Here is a 19,630-nt window from a genome sequence, read left to right on the forward strand (position 1 = left end):
GAGGAGATGGATGTGCGCTAGACTGGCGGCTCACTCGGAAGGAGAGCGATGGCGGCGACGACCAGGACGACGGACCGTGGGGCGGCGTATTTCCCGCGACTCGCCGCCGAGCGGCTGGACATCGCGCTGTGCCGGGCCTCGTCCGCCGTGGCCCGCGCCGCCGACGCGCACGCCGCCGAGGAAGGGCTCGGGGTCGGTCAGCATCTCGTGCTCCAGATGCTCGACGCCGTCGGCCCCTGCTCCCAGCAGACGCTCAGCGAGGAGCTGCGGATCGACCGCAGCGTCATGGTCGGCGTCTGCGACGACCTGGAGCGGGAGGGCCACGTCCGCAGGGAGCGCAACCCGCGTGACCGGCGCTCCTACGCCGTCACCATCACCGACTCTGGGCGGCGACGGCTCGCCGCCGCCCAGGCTTCGATCCCGGCGTTCCTCGACGACACCTTCCACGCTCTCACCGGCGACGAGCGCGACCAGCTGAGCGCGATCCTCGCCAAACTGCTGGGGCAGCAGCGCCAGTAGGACCTTGCTGAGGAAAGCCGCGAGCCCGCTCGCGCAGAGCGGGCTCGCGGGTCCCGGCGGCGTTCTCGCTACGGCTCACCGGGGCGGAGGGGTTCGGTCGGCCGCGGGCAGGTGGTGGTGCCGTCCTGCTGCCGCGGCCGGGTGGTCAGCCCAGGTTCCAGACGGAGGAGATGCGATCGTTCCATCCGCTGGGGACGAGGGTCGGGATGTCGGCGAAGGGCTGGACGAACAGGGAGCTGCCGCTGAAGTTGATGTGCTCGTAGTAGCGGACGGAGTTGTTCGTGCTGCCCATGGAGCTGATGACGTCGTTCCAGTCGTGCAGGTGGAGCGGGCCGTGGTGGACGCTGGTCAGGTCGTTGTGCGCCTGCCGGGCGCCGCACCAGAACCAGTCGCCGCCGTAGTCCACGTGCTCGAACATCTGGACCTGGCCCTGCGTCGCAGGGCGGGGGTCGGCCGCGCGCAGTTGCGAGGCCGCCCACGCCGCGCCGTTGAGCGCGCTGTCGTCGGTCAGCGCGACCAGGCGCTCGGTGCCGTAGATGTAGGTCAGCGGACGGCCGTCGAACCGCGACAGGTCGCGAGGGTCGTGTTCGACGCCGTCCACGACCACCGCCATGGCGGGCGCAGGGTGGGTGATGGGCTGGGTCGAGACGGCCGCGGGCCTGCTCAGCGCCTGGGCGGCGTCCATCTGGATGGGCGGGGCGGAGCGGGGCGCGTTGACGGCCTTGCTGACGAGCGCCTCCAGCGTGGTGATGCCCCGGTCGCGGAGCAGCGCCAGCACGTCGCCCTCGTTCAGGCCGCCGACGTGGTCGGAGAACTCCAGGAACCGCTCGATCTGGCGGCGGGCCGGGGTCGAGATGCTTGTCACGGGTTTGCCTCCCCCTGTTAGTGGTGCGAACTCCTTCATGGTCGGGCGGGGCGGCGGCCCGGGCATTCCCCAGTGTTGGGGATGGTGTTCATGGTCAATGCCGCTATGAGCATCTTGGGCGCGGCAAGTGCCGGGCTTGATCGGCTGTTGGGCTCGCGGCCCATATGGTCCGGACATGCTTGGAGACACCGCTGGGGCGGACGCGGCCGCACCGTGGGGCGCTGCGGGGATATCGTTGATCGGCATCGTGGTGCTGGGAGCCTGCTCGGCGCTGATCCGGGGGCGGACCCGGCGGCGCACCGTCCGCCGGGAACGAGCTCGCCGGGCCGCCCTGGATCTGGCCGCGGCGGTCGAGGACGTCCGTACCGGCATGCGCGACGCGACGACGCGGCACGAGCGCGGCGTCGCCCTGGCGCGGTGGCGATCCCGATGGATGTACGCCGCCGCCATGATCGCTCTCGTCGACCCCGCGGTCGCCAAGGACGTACGGGCACAGGGACGACGCCTGTACGCGGACCTCATGTCCGTCGAAGTGCTCGGCACGGCCTGGCCGGTCGGCGGCATGCGGCGCGAGTCCGGCCAGCTCCTGCACGCCAGCGCCCGTGACCTCTACGCCCGCTGTTCCAGCCGAGGCTGACCCTGAAACCTCACTTTTCACTACAAACCCGATGATCTGCTTGCAACGCACAAACAACACACCGACGGATGAACGGCAACAAAACGCATCAAGACTCACCTCCAGCAAAATCTTGGAGGTATGTGTTGGGGTACAGCAGACGCGATTTCCTGTCCGCCGTCGGTGTCTCCGGTGGGGCAGGCGCGCTCTTCGCGACCATGGGCGCGCTCGGGCTCGCGCCGACCGCCGAGGCGTCCGCGAAGGGGACCTTCGACCCGCCGCAGCAGTCCGACTTCTCCCTCACCGGGCGCTCTGCGAAGAAGGTCGTGATCCTCGGCGCCGGGATAGCCGGCCTCGCCACGGCGTACGAGCTGGGCAAGGCGGGCTACGACTGCACGATTCTGGAGGCGCTCGACCGGGTGGGCGGCCGCAACTGGACCATCCGCGGCGGCGACCGCGTGACCGAGCTGGACGGCTCCACGCAGGTCTCGAAGTTCGGTGACGGCGTCTACCTCAACGCGGGGCCGGCCCGGCTGGCGCAGTGGATGGTCACCATGGACTACTGCCGCGAGCTCGGCGTGGACCTGGAGGTCTTCACCAACTCCAACGCCCAGGCGTACATCTACCACCAGAACATGCGGGCCCCCGTCCGCTGGCGCACCGCCAAGGCCGACGTGTACGGGTACGTCTCGGAACTGCTGTCGCGGGCGACCGACGCGGGGGCGCTGGACGCCGCGCTCACGGCGCAGGACAAGGAGCGGCTGATCTCCTTCCTGTCGGGCTTCGGGGCGGTGGGGGACAAGGCGAGCGGGTTCAAGTACTCCGGAGGCACCCGCCGCGGCCACAGCGTGAACCCGGGCGCGGGCGAGCAGCCGGGCACGGCCCTCGGGCCGGTGCCGTCTCTGTCGGAGGTGCTGGCCAGCGGAGTCGGGCAGCGGTTCGCGTTCGAGTTCGGCTACGACCAGGCGATGCTGATGTTCCAGCCGGTGGGCGGCATGGACGCGATCCCGCGGGCCTTCGCCGGCAAGATCGGGCGGCAGCGGATCCGGCTGCGCGCCAAGGTCACCAGGATCACCGATCTGCCGGACGGCGTGGAGGTGGAGTACGAGGACCGCCACGGCCGTACCCAGAAGATCAAGGCGGACCTGTGCGTCGCGGCGATGCCCCCGCACATCCTGGCCAGAACCGCGCACAACCTCGGCCCGGAGGTCCAGGCCGCCCTCGCCACCCCGACCGCCGCGAACGCGGGCAAGATCGGCCTGGAGTACCGCCGCCGCTGGTGGGAGGTCGACGAGGACATCTACGGCGGCGTCACCGCCACCGACCTCGACCTGGGCACGATCTGGTATCCCTCCTACGGGTACGGCGGCTCGCGCGGCATGGTCGTCGGCTACTACAACTTCGGCGCCCAGGCCGACGCGTACGCCGCGCTGAAGCCGGCCGAGCGCGAGCGCCGCGCGATCGAGCAGGGCATGAAGATCCATGGTGCGAAATATCGCGACGAACTGGCGTCGTCGGTGTCCATAGCCTGGAAACTCCAGCCGCACATCGAGGGTGCGTGGGTGGGCTGGCCGTCCCGGCAGGGCGCGTACCAGCTGCTCGGCAAGCCCGCCGGGCACGTGTACTTCGCGGGTGACTGGCTGAGCTACATGATCGCCTGGCAGTCGGGAGCCCTGGAGTCCGCCCGCAAGGTCGTCACCGAGCTGCACCAGCGCGTCCTGAGCACCTCCTGAGAGGACACCTCCGCATGAAGATCCGCACCATCGCCCTCCCCGCGGCCGTCGTCCTCGTCCTCGGCACGGGTACGGCCGCCGCCACCCCCACCTGGTCGCCCCGGCCGCAGGAGGTCAGGCCGTTCCTCCCCGAGGGCAGCACCAACCCGGCGATCGCCGACGGAGTGGCGCTCGGGAAGCAGGTGGCCACGTACACCGCCAGCGGCCTGGGACCGGCGGCGGGCAACCCCGCGGCCCCCGCCGACTCTCCCGAACGCTACGTCGACCTCCCCGGCGGAACCCTTCCTCCAGGCGTCACCCTCACCGAGGCCCAGGCCCTCAACGTGCTCAAACGCGTCAAGGCCAACCTCACCGCGGCCGGGCTTGGCCTGGCCGACGTCGTCTCCATGCGCGCCTACCTGGAGAAGCCGCCCGGAGCCGAGTCGGCGGACTTCGCCGGCTGGAACCGCGCCTACCGCCAGTTCTTCGCCAACACGGATCTGGCCACCGGCCGGCCCGTACCCGTCCCGCTCGGCACCGCGCCGCCCGCCCCGCCCATGGAGGTCAACCCGGCCCGCCCGGCCCGCGTGACGATCGAGATCGCCAACCTCCCGGTCGCGGGCTGGCTCGTCGAAGTGGAGGTCGTCGCCGCCTACAAGCACTGACCTCGGCGCTGCCGAGGCTGGTGTGGGCTCTGTTGTCCAAGGGAAGAAACATGAAGGCGCCGCCTCTGCTCACGCACTGAAGAGAGGCGGCGCCTTCATCGTTCCCGCCACCGGCCTCCGACGCCCGATTGGTTGAACGCTTGCATGGCAACCAATACAACTGTATAGAATGCTGGACGTGCGACCAATTTCTGAAGAGGACCTGACCACGCGTGCCCGCATCCGCGACGCCGCGATGGCGTTGTTCGCCGAGCAGGGGGTCAAGGCCACCACGATCCGCGGGATCGCCGAGGCGGCCAGAGTCTCGCCCGGCCTGGTGCAGCACCACTTCGGCACCAAGGAAGCGCTGAGGCAGGCCTGCGACGAGTACGTCCTCAGCTACGTGCGCGAGCAGGTCACCGCCGGCGTCACCGACCGCAACCTCGAGAAGCCCGAGTTCATCGAGAACGTCCACCGCACCGCGCCGCCCCTGATGAAGTACCTCGGCCGCGCGCTCGTGGAGGGCTCCCCGGCGGCGGCCACCATGTTCGACGACCTCGTGACCGTGACGGAGCAGCATCTCGCCAACGAGGACCAGCACTCCGAGGCCGACCACCGCGCCCGCGCGACCGTGCTGACGGCGATGAAGCTCGGCATCACGGTGCTGCACGAGCACGTCTCCCGCGCGCTCGGCACGGACCTCTACGCCCCGCAGGGCGCGCTGCGCGTCGGCAAGGCCCAGCTCGACCTGATCAGACCCGAATTCCTCGGCCGCGAGCTGTTCGAACAGGCGCGGACCGGGCTGGAGAAGTTCGAGGGACAACAATGAACGCCGCAGTGCGCGCCGACGGCCTGGTCAAGACCTTCGGCCAGGCAAGGGCCCTGGACGGGCTCGACCTCACCGTCAGCACGGGGGAGGTGCACGGCTTCCTCGGCCCCAACGGCGCGGGCAAGACCACCACGATCCGCATCCTGCTGGGCCAGATGCGCGCCGACGGCGGCCGGATCGAATTACTCGGCGGCGACCCGTGGCACGACGCCACCGAGCTGCACCGAAGGCTCGCCTACGTGCCCGGCGACGTCACCCTGTGGCCCTCGCTGACCGGCGGCGAGGTCATCGACCTGCTGGGCAGGGTACGCGGCGGCCTCGACCCGCGGCGGCGCGCCGAGCTGCTCGAGCACTTCGAGCTCGACCCGCGCAAGAAGTGCCGCACCTACTCCAAGGGCAACCGGCAGAAGGTGGCGCTGGTGGCCGCCTTCGCCTCCGACGTGGAACTCCTGGTGCTGGACGAGCCGACCTCGGGCCTGGACCCGCTGATGGAGGCGGTCTTCAACGACTGCGTCCTGCGGGAGAAGCGCGACGGCCGCACCGTGCTGCTGTCCAGCCACATCCTGTCGGAGGTCGAGACCCTGTGCGACCGCGTCAGCATCATCCGCGCCGGCCGTACCGTCGAGTCCGGCAGCCTGGCCGACCTGCGCCACCTCACCCGCACCTCGGTGACGGCCGAGCTGATCGGGCCCGCGCCGGGGCTGGCCGCGCTGCCCGGCGTGCACGACCTGACCGTGGACGGCGCCCGGCTGCGCTGCCAGGTGGACGGCGACGCGCTGACCGCCGTGCTCGCCGAGCTGGCCAGGGCGGGCGTGCGGACGTTGACCACGCAGCCGCCGACGCTGGAGGAGCTGTTCCTGCGCCACTACGAGGGGGCCGCCGCATGACCGGCACCCTGACCCTGATCCGGCTCATCCTGCGCAGGGACCGCGTGCTGCTGCCGGTGTGGATCGCGATCAGCGCGCTGCTGCCGGCGAGTATCGCCTCCGCCACCGGCGACCTGTACGCCGACCAGGCCGCCCGCGACGCCTTCGCGGCGGCCTCGGCGAGCAACCCCGCGCAGCTGGCCATGCGCGGCCACATCTACGACGCGAGCGTCGGCGGCCTGACCGCCTGGACGCTCGGCTCGTCCCTCGCGCTGATCGGCGGCCTGGTCAGCATCCTGCTGGTGACCAGGCACACCCGGGTCGAGGAGGAGACCGGCCGGCGCGAGCTGCTGTCGTCGGGCGTCATCGGCCGCCACGCCCCGCTGGCCGCCACGCTCGCGGTCGTGCTGGCCGCCAACCTGCTGCTGGGCCTGCTGTCGGTGGTCCCTCTGATCGCGAGCGGCCTGCCCGCGGGTTCCTCGCTGCTGTTCGGGCTGTCCACCGCCGGGGGCGGCTGGGCGTTCGCGGCCGTGGCGGCGGTCACCGCGCAGCTCACCGCGTCATCCGGTACGGCGCGCGGCATCGCGATCGCCGTCGGCGGCCTGCTGTTCGCGCTGCGTTCGCTGGCCGACACCGGCGGCATCGGCTGGCTGGCGTGGCTGACGCCGTTCGGCTGGGTCCGGCTGACCAAGCCCTACGCCGGCGACCACTGGTGGGTGCTGGGGCTGATCGCGGTGGCCGTCGCCGCCGTGGCGACGGCCGCCTTCGTCCTGTCCACCCGGCGCGACGTGGCCGGCGGCCTGATGCCCATCCGCCAGGGGCCCGCCACCGGAGGGCTGCCGGGCGCGTTCGGCCTGGCCGGACGGCTGCACCGGAGCACGCTCGCGGGCTTCGCGATCGGGTTCGGCCTGCTGGGGGCGCTGCTCGGCGTGTCGGCGCGCGGCCTGGACAGCCAGCTGGACACGCCGCAGTTCCAGCAGCTGGCCGCGACCGTCGGCGGCGCCGGTGCCCGCATCTCGGACGTGTTCTTCACCTTCGTGATGTACGTGCTCAGCCAGCTCGTCACAGGGGCGGCGCTGGTGTCGGCGCTGCGCGCCCGCGGCGAGGAGGCGGCGGGCCGGGCCGAGCTCCTGCTGTCCACCCCCGTCGGCCGGCTGCGCTGGGCGCTGAGCCACCTGGTGTTCGCTGTGGTGAGCCCGGCGCTGCTGCTGGCCGTGCTGGGCGCGGCGGCCGGGCTCACCTACGACGGCGACGTGGCCCGCGTCGCCGGGGCCACGCTGGCGTACCTGCCCGCGGTCTGGACCGTGGTCGGGATCGCGACGCTGCTGTTCGGCCTGCTGCCCCGGCTGGCGGTGGCCGTGAGCTGGACCGCGCTCGGCCTCTTCCTGGTCGTGGATCTGCTGGCGGAGTTCAAGCTGGCCACCGGGATCGTCCTGAACCTGTCGCCGTTCGTGCACGTGCCGGCAATATTGCTGGGCGGCACCTCGTCGGCGGTGGCGCCGCTGCTGGGGCTGACCGCGGTGGCCGTCGCCCTGGCCGCGGCGGGGCTGGCGTTCCTGCGCCGCCGCAACCTGGTGCCGTCCGCCTGATCCCCTCTCAGGCGCCCGTCGCGCCCTGGCCGGCCCTGGCGGTCGCGGCGGCGTACTCGTCGGCGGTCATGCCGAGGTGGGGGTAGCTCTGGTGGAGGTCGTGCTGGTCGTCGGCCCACTGCTGGTAGTCCCGCCGGACGGTCAGCTCGTCGGAGTCGACGATCCGCGCGATGTCGGCCCAGGTGGCGCCCGCCTGCAGCGCGTGATGGACGTGGGCGGGATGGCGTACGGTGCGCGCGATGCACTCCGCCAGCGCCAGCAGCTCGAGGTGCTCGGCCACGGTGAGCGCGGGCCGGTCGTCGGCGCCGTGCCGGTCGGGGTCGTAGATCCCCCGGGTCACCAGCTCGACCCGGGCGCGAGCCGCCGCGTCCTTGGCGGCCAACGCGTCGTAGCGCTCCAGCTGCCGGCTGACGGGCATGTCGAAGCGAGCGTCGCGCCAGGTCGTGATGGGCTCGGGCGTGGTCATGACGACTTCTCCAGGGCGGTCGGGGTGCCGGTTTCGGGGCGTCTCAAGTACACACCCATTCCGGGCCGAATGTGGCGGCCAGAATATTGTCGGTGGCGTCGGGCAGGGTAGGTCCCACGACCGAGACGGTCCTGCCGGCAGGAGTCTCGGGTCCACCGTTCGCTCGAGGACCTCCGGAAGGGCTTTCATGACAGCCGACCAGCCGCTCATCTGCTCCACTTGCCAGGGCGTGATCGTCACGGCGCATGACAGCGCCTACACGCCCGCCCGGGGGCGGCTGATCGTCACCAACGGTTACTGCCGGGGACAGTGCTCCGATACCTCGCCCGAGCTCGCGCGCGACGAACCTGCCGAGAGCACGGCATCATCGTCCTCCGACCAGCCGACGCCCGCGTCCCTCGCTCCCTGAGGCCCGGGCAGCGGCGCGCGGCAGGCCCGCCGAGGATGTCCGGATTTGGGCATACAGTGGGCGCTTGTGCTGTTTGGCAGATCGGCGGAGATCGCCGCCATCGATGACGTGATCTCCCGGGCCCGCGAGGGCGCGGGCGATGCTCTGGTACTGCGGGGCGAGGCAGGCGTGGGCAAGACGGCCCTGCTCGACCTGGCGGCCTCCCGGGGCGGCTCCATGCGGGTGCTCAGGACGACCGGCGTCGAGCCCGAGTCCGACCTGGCCTTCGCCGCGCTGCACCAGTTGCTGCGGCCGGTCGCCGGGCTGCTGGACACGCTGCCGGAGCCGCAGCGCGAGGCCGTGCGCGGGGCGCTCGGGCTGGGCGGGGGCGCGTCGGGGGACCGGTTCCTGCTGGCGGCCGGGGTGCTGTCGCTGCTGGCCGAGGCCGCCGCGCCGGACGGGCTGGTCTGCGTGGTCGACGACTTCCAGTGGGTGGATCGGGCCTCGGCGGACGCGCTGCTGTTCGCCGCCAGACGGCTCGCCACGGAGCGGATCGCGATGCTGCTGGCCGTGCGCGGGGACGCGCCGGTGAAGGGGGTGCGGCCGTTGCGGCTCGGCGGCCTGCCGGAGCCGGCGGCGGCCGAACTGCTCGACGCCGCGATGCCGCCCGCCGTCAAGCGGGAGCTCGTGGCGGCCACCGGTGGCAACCCGCTGGCCCTGCGCGAGATCGTACGGCGGTTGGGCCCCGGACAGCTCGCCGGCCGTGAGCCGCTGCCCGATCCGCTGCCCGGGGGCACGCAGTTGTTCGGTGAGCAGGTGGCCGCGCTGCCGGACGACGCCCGGCTGGTGGCCCTGCTCGCCGCCGTGGAAAGCGACCTCGACCTGGTGCTGCGCGCCGCCGCGCGGATCGGCGCGGGCAGGCCGGCGCCGCACGGGCTGGGGGCTGCCGGGGCGGCGGAGACAGGGCGGGCGGCGTTGCATGAGCTGGAGGTCGCCGGGTTGGTGCGGGTCGAGGGCGCGTCCGTACGATTCCGTCACCCCCTCATCCGCTCGGCCGTGCACGAGGCCGCGGCGCCGGCGTCCCGCCGGGCGGCGCACGAGGCGCTGGCCGGGCTGTCCGAAGGGGACCGCCGCGCCTGGCACCTGGCGGCGGCCGTGCTCGGCCAGGACGAGAGCGTCGCCGCCGCGCTCACCGAGACCGCCGCCCGGGCCCGCGACCGCGGCGGGTACGGCGACGCCGCCACTGCCCTGGCCAGGGCCGCCGAGCTGACCCCGGCGCCGCACACCCGGGCGGTCAGGCTCAAGGACGCCGCCATGGCCGCCTGGCTCGGAGGCCGTCCGGGGCAGGCGGAGTCCCTGCTGGCCGAGGCCCGCGACCACGCGGGCGGGGACCGCGCGCTGGAGATGGAGATCGCCCAGCTGCGGGGCAGGTTCGAGCTGAACTCCGGAAGCGCCGCCGAGGCGGTGCGGATCCTGGCCACGGGCGACAGCCTGGACATGCTGGCCGACGCCGCCGAGGCGGCCTCGTACGTGGGCGACACCGCCGCCATCGCCGAGATCGGCCGGCGGGCCGCGGCCTTCCCCGAAGGATTCCTGCGCGACGTGCTGGCCGGCATCGGCCTGATGCTCTCCGACGGCACCGGGCACGGGATGCTCAGGCGGGCGCTGGGCAGGACCGGGGAGCTGACGGAGGCGGCCGGGTTCCTGTGGGCGACGGCGGCGGCCAGTTACCTGGGTGAGGCCGATCTGGCGGTCGACCTGGTAGCCCGGGCGGGCCGGGTGGCCAGGGTGTCGGGGATGGTGGGGCAGCTGCCGGTGGTGCTGGAGTTCGTGGCCACCGGCGAGCGGATCGCCGGGCGGCTGGCGGAGAGCCAGGCCATCTCCGAGGAAGGGCTGGAGCTGGCCCGCGAGGCCGGGTACGCCAACACGGTGGCCGCGCACCTGGCCAACCTCGCGGTGCTGGCGGCGCTGCGTGGCGAGGAGGAGACGTGCCGCAGGCACGCCCAGGAGGCGCTGGCCATCGCGATCCCGCACCGCGTGGGCCTGCGCGCGGGCGTGGCCGCGTACGCGCTGGCCATGCTGGACCTGGGGACGGGCCGTTTCGCCGCGGCGCACGACCGGTTCACCGCGATCACGGCCGCCGGGCCGGGGGCCGGGCATCCGACGGTGGTGTGGCGCTCGGCGCCGGATCGCATCGAGGCGGCCGTGGGCGCGGGCGACCTGGAGGCGGCGCGGGCGGCGCTGGAGGCGTACGAGCGCTGGTCGGCACAGGCGGCCACCGCGGAGTCGCGCGCCCTGCTGACCCGGTGCCGCGCCCTGGTCGGCGCCGGCCCGGAAAAGGAGCTGCCGGAAAAGGAGCTGGAGGAGGCGCTGCGGCTGCACGCGAACCCGTACGAGGCGGCCAGGACCGCCCTGCTGCTGGGCGAGCGGCTGCGCCGCGCGCACCGGCCCGGCGAGGCGCGGCCGCATCTGCGGGCGGCGCTGGAGACGTTCCGGCGGGCGGGCGCGGAGCCGTGGGCGCGGCGCGCGCACGGCGAGCTGCGGGCGGCGGGCGAGAGCGCCGAGCCCGCCCGCGGCCCGGCGCTGGACGTGCTGACCCCGCAGGAGCTGCGCATCGCGGGCCTGGTCGCCGACGGCCTGTCCAGCAAGGAGATCGCCGCGCAGCTGTTCCTGAGCCCGCGCACGGTTGAGTACCACCTGTACAAGATCTATCCGAAGCTGGGCATCGGTACCCGTACGGATCTGGCACGGCTGGTAGTTCTACAGAAGGCGCCCGTAGCCGGAGGCGGCATGCTCTGAGTCATGCAAAACGTGGAGATCTGGAGTGAAGAGTTCGGCGCGGCTGCTGACGAGCCGATTCTGCTGGTGATGGGGTCGATGTCGCAGGGGATCCTGTGGCCGGATGAGTTCGTGGGTCGGCTGAGCGCTGGAGGCCGTCGGGTGGTCCGGTACGACCACCGCGACACCGGCAGGTCGGCGACCGTGGATTTCGAGAGGGAGCCGTACACCTGGGGCGACATCAAGGACGACGTGCTGCGGGTGATGGACGCGCACGGTCTGGAGAGTGCGCATCTGGTGTGTCATTCGGCGGGTGGGTTGCTGGGGCAGTTGATCGCGGTGGAGCGGCCGGGGCGGGTGCGTTCGCTGACGGTTATCGGTTCTTCGCCGCTCGGTGGGGGTGAGGGGATGGTGATCATGCGGGCGTTGATGGGCCGGCCTCAGCCGGAGGGGAGCCTGCCGGGGCCGGCGCCGGAGTTCGTGGCCCACTACCAGGGGCTGATGGCGAGTCCGCCGCCGGCCGATCGGCGTGAGCGGATCGAGGCGATGATCGCTGAGCAGCGGGTGCTGCATGGCACGGGGTTGCCGTTCGACGAGGACGCTGCTCGTCGTCTGCAGGAGCGCATCTTTGACCGCGCCCGGGATCTGGATGCGGTGGTGAATCACCGCTTGGCTGCGATGGCTCAGCCGGATTTCGAGCCGGTGGGTGTGCTGGATCGGGTGAAGGTGCCGACGTTGGTGATCGAGGGCACTCATGAGCCGGCCAAGCCGGGTCATGGTGTGATCATCGCCGAGGGGATCCCGGGAGCGCGGTTGATGATGGTCGAGGGCATGGGACACACGCTGCCGCCGGAGGTGCACGAGGAACTGGCGGACGCCATCCTCGCGCACACCTCCGAAGTCAGGACGTGAGCCGCCCGCTCGGCACGACCACGTACTGCCGCAGGTACAGGTCCCGGAAGCTCACCGGGCCGCGCGGGCCGGGCACCCGGTCGATGTTGATGCCGGTCTCCGGCAGCCGCAGCAGCTTGAAGCCGTCGAGGAGCCGGGTGGTGGAGTTCCAGAACACCCCGGAGCCGGCGTAGGCGTCGATGAACTCCGCGGCGGCCGCCAGCCCGGAGGTCTCCTCGTTGGCGATCCTGGCCGCGTGCAGCGGGCCGTCGGTGGCGTCGACGGTCACGGTGGCCGCGCGCTCCGGGTCGAGCGACCACTCGTACCCGCGCGGGTGGGCGTGCGGGGGCAGGGACGCGCCGATGCCCAGGCGGTTCAGGGCCTCGAGGACGCCGGGCAGCCGCTCGTCGTAGCAGGACCGGTCGATGAGCAGCAGGTTGAGCCGGTTGCACACGCCCAGCCGGTCGAGGCTGCCGGCGATGAGCCGGTGGACGGTGTCGTCGTCGGCGGCCGAGTGGATGTAGAGGACGCCGCCGCCGTCGGCGTGCGCGAGGGTGCGCACGCCGTGCCGGGCGGCCTCGCGGCCGAGGTCGCGGGTGCTGTCGCCGCTGCCGCGCAGGATGACCAGCGGGATGAGCTCGGGCAGCGACACCAGCGCGTACGCCGCCGAGCGGTCCTCGCTCGGCACCAGCTGGACGGCGTCCGGGTCGAGGCCGGCGTCGGCGAGGGCCGGCGCGATCACGTGCTCCACGATGGCCCGGGACGAGCGCAGCGCGGCCGAGCCGGTGCGCAGGACGCCCGCGTTGCGTGATTTGAGGAACTGGGAGGCGATGTCGAGGGTGACGTTGGGACGCGCTTCGAAGTTCGCGCCGATCACGCCGACGGGCCGGCGGCGTTCCAGCAGGGTCAGGTGATCCGGGCGTTCTTCGAGGACCTTGTCGCGGGGCTCGTGCGGCACGTCCGCCAGGGTGTGGAGTTCCGCCGCCATGCCGTCCAGCCGTGCGCCGGTGAGGCGCAGGCGGTCCTGGAGGGCGGGTGACATTCCGGCGGAGACGGCTGCGGCGAGATCCTCCTCGTTGGCGGAGACGAGGGTGCCTCGTGCGGTGCGCAGCCGCTCGGCCATGCCGCGTAGCGCGGTGTCGATGTCGGTGTCCGTCGCGCGTTCGAGAGCCGGGGAGCTCTGTCGGGCCCGGATCGCGCAGGTGCGCACCGCGTTGTCGGTGGAGCTGGCCAAGGGTGTCCTTTCGCCGGTGGGGCGCGGGGGCGAGGTGGAGTCGATCGTAGCATCGTTCAACAATCCCCTTATTGAACGCCTACGAGCACCGGCCACCCGCCCTGCCGGGTGAAGGTCGCGGCGGTGGGCATACGGAGTTCGAGCCGTTCTCCCCGGGACCTGGCCAAGAGGCGGAAGTCGCCGAGGAGGCGATCGCCCACCGTCACGGAGCGGTCGACCCGTAACGACTCCAGCACCCACATGTGGGCGTCGAAGATCTGCTGGACGGTGAACTCCGCCTCCCGTCCGTTCGGGATCAGCTCGGTGAGCAGGCGGGTCTTGAGGGAGTGGACATAGGCGATGGCGTTGCCGGGCATCTTGGCGGCGATCGCCGGGTTCTTGGGGATGACCATGGCCATGCCCTCGCCCTTTTCGTTGAACGCGGTCTGCACGCGCGGGTCGTTGCGCCAGAAGCGCTGTTCGAGGATGTGGTCCACCTCGTACAGGTCGCCCCGGCCGCGGTTGAGCTTGGCCAGGGTCCGGTAGTCCTCGACGCGTCCGGCGAGCCGGTCGTAGTGTGCGATGTCGGCGGCGCTGAGCTGGCGCAGCCGGCTGTCGGTCTGCTTGGCTCGTTTGAGTGTTTCGGCCCAGTCGGTGCCGAGTTCGCTCTCCAGTTCTTTGATGAAGCGGGACTTGCCTCGCTGGCTGAGCGCCCACGAGACCGGGTCGAGGCTCTGCGCGATTCCCCGGGACAGTTTCCTGTTGGTGAAGGCGTTGAAGCCGGCCGCCAGGCGGGGGTTGCGGAAGGTCTTGAAGTTGCTGGTCAGGAGCCGTTCCACGATGCGCCGGTCCAGCTCTCGCAGGTAGGCGTTGCCGACGAGGTCGTGGAAGCGCCTGAGCACCTGATCCATCGAGAGCTTGCCCGCCGCGAAGCGGGTGAGCGTCCGGGCGAGGTCGGTCGCGCCTTTGACGTCGATGCTCCCGACGGCCTCGAGGAACTCGCGTTCGGCGACGCGCCCGACTTCGCGGATCACGTCTTCTTCGAGCACCTTGGCGAGCTTGGTCGCTTTGAGCTCGGTTCGTACGGACTGCAGGACCGCGCGGGGCAGCGCCTTGGCGAAGGGCAGCGCCGACAGCACGCCGTAGGCGAGGATCTGCGTGCCGGTCACCTCGTTGCCCCAGAAGTCCTTGCCGGTCGCGAGCTGGAAGGCGATCTGCGACAGGTCGTACAGGACGTTGATGTACGGGACGAACTGGATGGCCAGCTCGAAGAGGAAGATGAGCCCCTGGTGTTCCGGGGCGAAGTGGACCTCGACCTCCTTGGGCTGGAAGGTGGTGTTGTCGAGCACGGTTCCCTGCGGCGGGAAGCGCGGGATGAACGAGTCGTCCAGCCGCAGGGTCTGCACATCGATGAACCCGGCCATGTCCGGCGAGGCCGCCGCGTGCACGATCACGTTGTGCGTGTGCACGACGCGCACGACGACCCGGTCGCCGAAGACGTTGTCCTCGTCCTCGTGCGAATGGACGACGATGTCGTAGACGAAGGCCGCCGGCCTGCCGGCCTGCCGGTTGTCGATGTCGATGGTGACCACGTAGCCGTTGAGCACGTTCCTGATGACCACGCCGAGCGGCTTCGTCGTCACGTTGACCGTGATCGCCTGGGCGAAGAAGTCGCCCCGGCGGCCGGCCTCGTCGTCGGCGAAGGGGCCGACCGTGAACGGCTGGGGGAGCAGCCGCCACAGCTCGATGACGGACTGGTCGGGCTGGGGGATCAGGTCGTCGTCCTGGGGGCGGACGATCTCGACCAGGGGAGAGCGCGGGCCGAGCACCCCCAGGAGGTCGGCGGCCGTGCCGCCCATGCGTCTGGTGGTCACGGTGACCTGCCGGGCGAGCGCGAGCCAGATGACGGGGAAGGTCCGTTCCCCGGCGGGCGGCAGGTATCGCCAGGTGAAGGGCTGGTGGCCGGTCCGGTTCCAGGGCGGCGCGGTGAGCGTGATCTCCAAGGTGGCGCCGCGGACCGGGTCGGCGATGTCGGCGTGGAAGGTCAGGACGCCGCGCCCCTTTCCCGGCTCGACGTACCCGGTGAGCAGGGGGCCGGCCAGGATGGCCGGCACTACGGGATCTGCCATGTCCTAGACCTCGACCCACTCCCCGTCGGAGTCCTGCTCCCAGCGGGGCAGCTGGTCGTCCTGGCGCAGCTTCAGCAGCGAGGTCGGCACCCGCACCAGCCACGGGTCCCCCTGGGGGACCTCGGTGCCCGGACGGTCGAGACGCTCGGCGATCTCGTCGGCGATGGGCAGGTACAGCGGGTTGGAGATGGTCGGCAGCGGGCCGCCGTTCCAGATCTCGCCGAAGGTGAGGAAGTGGTCGATGGCGCCCTCGAAGCCCGGCCGGGCCGGCACCGAGACCCGGCAGAACCCGGCACGGAGGAAGTCGGCGAACGCCGGATCCGGGTCGTCGAACCCGAGCCGCTCCTCCCACTGGTCCTTGCGTCCCCAGAAGTAGGGGTAGGTCACGAACGTCATGTGCTCCCACTCGAAGGCCTGCTCGAAGAAGCGCACGTACGGGCCCTCGCCGGCGGCCTCGAACACGTTGATCTCCGGGAGCCCGTTGGCGGGGGAGATCTCGATGGAGTCGAACAGGTCGTAGTGCTGGTCGGTCAGGATGCTGACGCAGTTCTTCTTCAGCTCCGTCTGCATGAGGGCGAGGTTGGCGGCCGGGTTGCGGCCCTGGATGTCCACGCCTGCCCGCAGCTGCAGCGCCGCCAGTTTCTCCTCGTAGTCGGCCACGGCCGCCTTGTGCGCCGTCTCCAGCTTGGCGTGGGTCTCCAGCCGCCACTTGTCCATGGCCCGGTCGGTGCGCTGGCACTTGACCTCGACGGCCACCGCGACCTGCGAGAGGTGGAAGGTGTCGATGCCCACGGCGACCGAGTCGCGTTCGTCGTCCAGCGCGGTGGTCCACAGCCAGTTGCCGTCGGGCATCCGGTGCGTACGCCGCCCGACCACGACGTCCACGGAGTTGTCGCTCTCCCAGATGTTGCGCACGACGCCCACGCTGGCGTACACGGCCCGGTAGCCCTCGTCGATGCTGATCTGGCCCGAGTGGTTGTAGTTGGTGTCGCTGTCGCCGCCGCCGGCCTTGAAGTCCAGCGACTTGGTCTTGAACAGCTCGGGCGGCGGCGCGACGTCGGTCGCGCCGGTCTGCTTGACCCAGTACTGGTAGTTGCTCTCGGTGATCTGGCCGGGGTTGAGCGGGAAGTCCGGCGGCTTGATCAGGTTGCGGGCGGCGGCGTTGGTCTGCCGCATGGCCGCGATGAGGAAGGCGGCGGGCTCGGGCACCATGAAGTCGAACATCGCCCGCAGCCCGTAGTTGAACATCTGGGCCTGGTAGACCTTGTTGACCCACTGGTAGACGCCCGAGACGTTCTGGGAGCTGCGGGTGTTGTCCAGTTCGTGGGTGTTCTTCTCGATGGTCTCGGTCGTGGTGGTCAGCTGGGTACGGGTCAGCACCCTTTCGGCGATCTTGCGCGAGGTCCGCTCGGTGACGTCCTGGGAGAACGTGGCGGCCGACCGGGTGGCCTCCTGCTTGCTGCGCGCGATGGAGCCCTCGGCGCTGGCGGAGAACTCCACGACCGGGCCGTACCTGCCGGAGATGTTCAGCCCGGCCTTGAGCGCGACGTCCTCCTTGACCGTCTGCTCGGTCTCCCTGGTCATCTCGAAGCGGTCGGTGGTCTGCAGGTCCCGGTCCTCGCTGGTGTTGGTCTCCTGCTCGTTGATCGTGATCAGCTCGGTGGTGTCGCGGCGGCTGTGGTCGCGCACCTTGTGCTCGCCGCGCAGCACGTTCTCGATGTGCGCGACGTCGGCCGACTCGTAGCCCGTCAGCTGCTGCTTGATCACGAGCAGGTCGGCGATGCCGGCCGGGGCGACCTCGCCCTTGGTGTGCGGGACGCGGCCGTCCAGCGGGATCGGCGGCAGCGGGACGGTGCCGCCGGTCCCGAGCGTTCCCCAGCCGGTCGTGACGGGGGTCTGCACGGTCACGAGCGCCTCGCCGACGCGCAGGAACGACTGCCGCACCGGATGTCCGGCGAGCGCCTCCAGCTGGTTCACCGTCGCCGCCAGGTCGGCTTCGAGGCGGTTGCTGAGCCGGTCGAGCGGCACCGCGGTCAGGTCGAGGCCGCGTTCGGTGAGCACCGTACGGGTGGCCTCGGACAGCTGCCCGCCGGCCGTCGGCAGGAGCACGAACCCGACCTCGGGCGTCGGGGTCGGCCGGAACTCCGTGCGGCCGCGCAGCACGGGAGCGGGCGTCTGCAGCAGGGACTGCGCCACCGGCGCGCTGACCACGTCGGAGGTCTCCGGCGTGTCCGTGCCCGTCTCCGCCTCGCCGATGATCGGGGTCGGGGCCACCAGCTCGCGCAGGTTGCCGTGGAAGGCGCTCAGCGCGGTGGCCACGTTCGTCAGCCGTACCTGGTCCGGCGGCTGCACGAGGGCGCTGGTCGTCTGGGACGTGACGTGGAAGTGCTCGGCGTTCAGCTGGGCCAGCTCGCCCAGCGCCGTCCGCAGGTCCGCGTGCCGGGCCAGCAGGTCGTCGACCTCCTGGCGGCGCGCGGCCACCGCCTCCTCTCGCCGGCCCCGTACCGCCTCCTCAGCCTCGCGGGTCGACAGCCTGGAGGTCAGGCCGAGGTCGAACGGCAGGCGGAGCGAGCGCCGCCGCCAGCGGCGCAGCTCCTGCAGGTCCTTGGGGAACTTGTCGTCGTCGGCGTGGCGCACGATGACCTCGGCCGTACGAAGCTGGCGGGCGAGCTGCTCGATGGGCCGCGCGTGCTCCTCCTGCAGCACCTTGATCGCCACGAGGCTGTCCTTGAGCCTCCTGACCGCGTTCTGGAAGTCCTCCAGGCCGGTCACCTGGTTCGGGCTCATCCCGAACACGTCGTCGATGGCCTGCCGCACCATCTCCGGTGAGGCGGACACGTCGACGTCCTCCATCTCGTCGAGGCGTCCGGCGAGCTGGTCGAGCTCGGCGCCCAGCGGGGTGTCCGCCGGGTCGCCGATGAACTCCGGCCCCGCCACGTACGCGGTGGCGGCCGCTTCGACGGCGGTACGCCGCTGGGCCGCCCCGACGGCCTCGCGCAGCGCCTCCTGGAACGGCGTGTCCTGGGCCAGCGGGACGCTGGGAGTCTCCGGGTCCTGGGCCACGGCCGGCCGGGTGAGCATCAATCGGAAGAGATTTTCCATGGGCTTGTTTTCCTCCGCCCCCGTGTTTCGAGGCGCCGCGTCCGCGCGGCGTCTCGCCTGTGCTGACTAAGGCGTTCCATGCCGTTCCGGCCGGGGACAGGACGGGTGGGCCGGATCGGGCGTGGCACCGCAAACCCGTCCGACACCGCGTGATAGATGTGAGCTGACACCTCCCCCCACCAGCGGCGAGGGGGACACATGACCATGATCAGCTTCGATCACAGGGCCACCGGCTACAGCCTGGCGCAGGCGCGCTGTCTGGCCTACGCCGCCGAGCTGGCCTACAAGGACGAGGAGCGGGTCAGGGCCACGGCGAACGACTGGGGTTTCGACCGGGTGACCTTTTTCCGCGTGCCGCACACCCCGCCGTTCCCGCTGGTGGACACGCAGGCCTACATCGCGGCCAACGGCCGCATGATGGTCGTGGCGTTCCGCGGCACCCAGCCCGAGGAACTGCGTGACTGGCTGTCGGACGCCGGCACGCTGCTGACGCCGTACGCCGCCGGGACCGGCATGATCCACTCCGGCTTCTACCGCGCCCTGGACGTCGTGCATTCCGGCATGCTGGACACGCTGGAGAACTGGCGCGCCGACGGGCAGTCGCTCTGGTTCACCGGGCACAGCCTGGGCGGCGCCCTGGCCATGCTGGCGGCGGCGCGCACCTACTTCGAGGACCCGAGCCTGCTCGCCGACGGCGTCTACACCTTCGGCCAGCCCCGCACCTGCTGCCCGCTGCTGGCCGCCGCCTATGACGAGGCGTTCCGGGGCCGGATGTTCCGCTTCGTCAACAACAACGACGTCGTCGCCCAGCTCCCGCCCCCGCCGCTGTTCCAGCACGTGGCCGAGGAACGCTACTTCGACGCCAACGGCAAGCTGCGGGAGAAGATGCCCCTGGCGGCGGGGCTCGCCGACCGGCTGAAGGGCCGCACCGCAGACCTGCTGGCGCCCGGCGGCGACGGCGTCCGCGACCACTTCATCAACGCCTACCTGGCGAACTTCGACGCCAACCTACGCTGAGCCCCG

The 19,630-nt window shown here is 71.6% G+C and carries 16 protein-coding genes; 11 read left to right on the forward strand and 5 right to left on the reverse strand.

Going from position 1 to position 19,630, the window contains the following annotated elements:
- The first annotated feature begins 48 nt into the window (after positions 1-48).
- A complete protein-coding gene (locus ABZX61_RS62120) occupies positions 49-519 on the forward strand; it encodes a MarR family winged helix-turn-helix transcriptional regulator (protein ID WP_355211766.1) in 471 nt (156 codons plus the stop codon).
- Between the two features lie 145 nt (positions 520-664).
- Here the strand turns inward: ABZX61_RS62120 and ABZX61_RS62125 are convergent, their stop codons facing one another.
- Entirely contained in the window at positions 665-1,384 is a 720-nt protein-coding gene (locus ABZX61_RS62125) for a hypothetical protein (RefSeq protein ID WP_355211768.1), read from the reverse strand.
- Positions 1,385-1,559: 175 nt separating this feature from the next.
- Between ABZX61_RS62125 and ABZX61_RS62130 the strand changes: the two genes are divergently transcribed.
- From ABZX61_RS62130 to ABZX61_RS62155, 6 genes are all read left to right on the forward strand, one after another.
- On the forward strand, positions 1,560-2,021 hold the full coding sequence (locus ABZX61_RS62130) for a hypothetical protein (RefSeq protein WP_350741416.1): 462 nt from the start codon (positions 1,560-1,562) through the stop codon (positions 2,019-2,021).
- 122 nt (positions 2,022-2,143) lie between these two features.
- Complete coding sequence (locus tag ABZX61_RS62135) at positions 2,144-3,733, forward strand: flavin monoamine oxidase family protein (RefSeq protein WP_355211771.1); 1,590 nt, start codon at positions 2,144-2,146, stop codon at positions 3,731-3,733.
- Positions 3,734-3,747: 14 nt separating this feature from the next.
- Positions 3,748-4,377: a Rid family hydrolase gene (locus ABZX61_RS62140; RefSeq protein ID WP_355211773.1), complete on the forward strand. Its 630-nt coding sequence runs from the start codon at positions 3,748-3,750 to the stop codon at positions 4,375-4,377.
- Positions 4,378-4,555: 178 nt separating this feature from the next.
- Positions 4,556-5,185, forward strand: a complete 630-nt coding sequence (locus ABZX61_RS62145) for a TetR/AcrR family transcriptional regulator (RefSeq protein WP_192783476.1) — start codon at positions 4,556-4,558, stop codon at positions 5,183-5,185.
- The gene (locus tag ABZX61_RS62150) at positions 5,182-6,072 is read left to right on the forward strand and encodes an ABC transporter ATP-binding protein (RefSeq protein WP_350741410.1); all 891 of its coding nucleotides are present in this window, start codon (positions 5,182-5,184) and stop codon (positions 6,070-6,072) included. The genes ABZX61_RS62145 and ABZX61_RS62150 overlap by 4 nt, the downstream gene beginning before the upstream one ends.
- Positions 6,069-7,640, forward strand: coding sequence for an ABC transporter permease (locus ABZX61_RS62155; protein ID WP_355211776.1), 1,572 nt, complete (start codon positions 6,069-6,071; stop codon positions 7,638-7,640). Before ABZX61_RS62150 ends, ABZX61_RS62155 begins: the two co-directional genes overlap by 4 nt.
- Positions 7,641-7,647: 7 nt before the next feature.
- Here the strand turns inward: ABZX61_RS62155 and ABZX61_RS62160 are convergent, their stop codons facing one another.
- Positions 7,648-8,106 (reverse strand): hypothetical protein, encoded by a 459-nt coding sequence (locus tag ABZX61_RS62160; protein ID WP_355211778.1) that lies wholly within the window; start codon positions 8,104-8,106, stop codon positions 7,648-7,650.
- A 187-nt stretch (positions 8,107-8,293) separates the two neighbouring features.
- Between ABZX61_RS62160 and ABZX61_RS62165 the strand changes: the two genes are divergently transcribed.
- The 3 genes from ABZX61_RS62165 to ABZX61_RS62175 all read left to right on the forward strand — a co-directional run bounded on the left by ABZX61_RS62165 (position 8,294) and on the right by ABZX61_RS62175 (position 12,184).
- On the forward strand, positions 8,294-8,515 hold the full coding sequence (locus tag ABZX61_RS62165) for a hypothetical protein (RefSeq protein WP_355211781.1): 222 nt from the start codon (positions 8,294-8,296) through the stop codon (positions 8,513-8,515).
- A gap of 66 nt (positions 8,516-8,581) precedes the next feature.
- Positions 8,582-11,293, forward strand: a complete 2,712-nt coding sequence (locus ABZX61_RS62170) for an AAA family ATPase (RefSeq protein WP_355211784.1) — start codon at positions 8,582-8,584, stop codon at positions 11,291-11,293.
- A gap of 3 nt (positions 11,294-11,296) precedes the next feature.
- A complete protein-coding gene (locus ABZX61_RS62175) occupies positions 11,297-12,184 on the forward strand; it encodes an alpha/beta fold hydrolase (RefSeq protein WP_355211787.1) in 888 nt (295 codons plus the stop codon).
- Here ABZX61_RS62175 and ABZX61_RS62180 read toward each other — a convergent pair.
- From ABZX61_RS62180 to ABZX61_RS62190, 3 genes are all read right to left on the reverse strand, one after another.
- The gene (locus tag ABZX61_RS62180) at positions 12,174-13,397 is read right to left on the reverse strand and encodes an aldehyde dehydrogenase family protein (RefSeq protein ID WP_355211790.1); all 1,224 of its coding nucleotides are present in this window, start codon (positions 13,395-13,397) and stop codon (positions 12,174-12,176) included. The genes ABZX61_RS62175 and ABZX61_RS62180 overlap by 11 nt on opposite strands.
- A gap of 68 nt (positions 13,398-13,465) precedes the next feature.
- Entirely contained in the window at positions 13,466-15,505 is a 2,040-nt protein-coding gene (locus tag ABZX61_RS62185) for a hypothetical protein (RefSeq protein WP_355211793.1), read from the reverse strand.
- 3 nt (positions 15,506-15,508) lie between these two features.
- Complete coding sequence (locus ABZX61_RS62190; protein WP_355211795.1) at positions 15,509-18,607, reverse strand: hypothetical protein; 3,099 nt, start codon at positions 18,605-18,607, stop codon at positions 15,509-15,511.
- Positions 18,608-18,805: 198 nt separating this feature from the next.
- Between ABZX61_RS62190 and ABZX61_RS62195 the strand changes: the two genes are divergently transcribed.
- A complete protein-coding gene (locus ABZX61_RS62195; protein WP_355211798.1) occupies positions 18,806-19,624 on the forward strand; it encodes a lipase family protein in 819 nt (272 codons plus the stop codon).
- The last annotated feature ends 6 nt before the right edge of the window (positions 19,625-19,630 follow it).

The organism is Nonomuraea sp. NPDC003709, from assembly GCF_040610775.1.
GTDB lineage: Bacteria > Actinomycetota > Actinomycetes > Streptosporangiales > Streptosporangiaceae > Nonomuraea > Nonomuraea angiospora_A.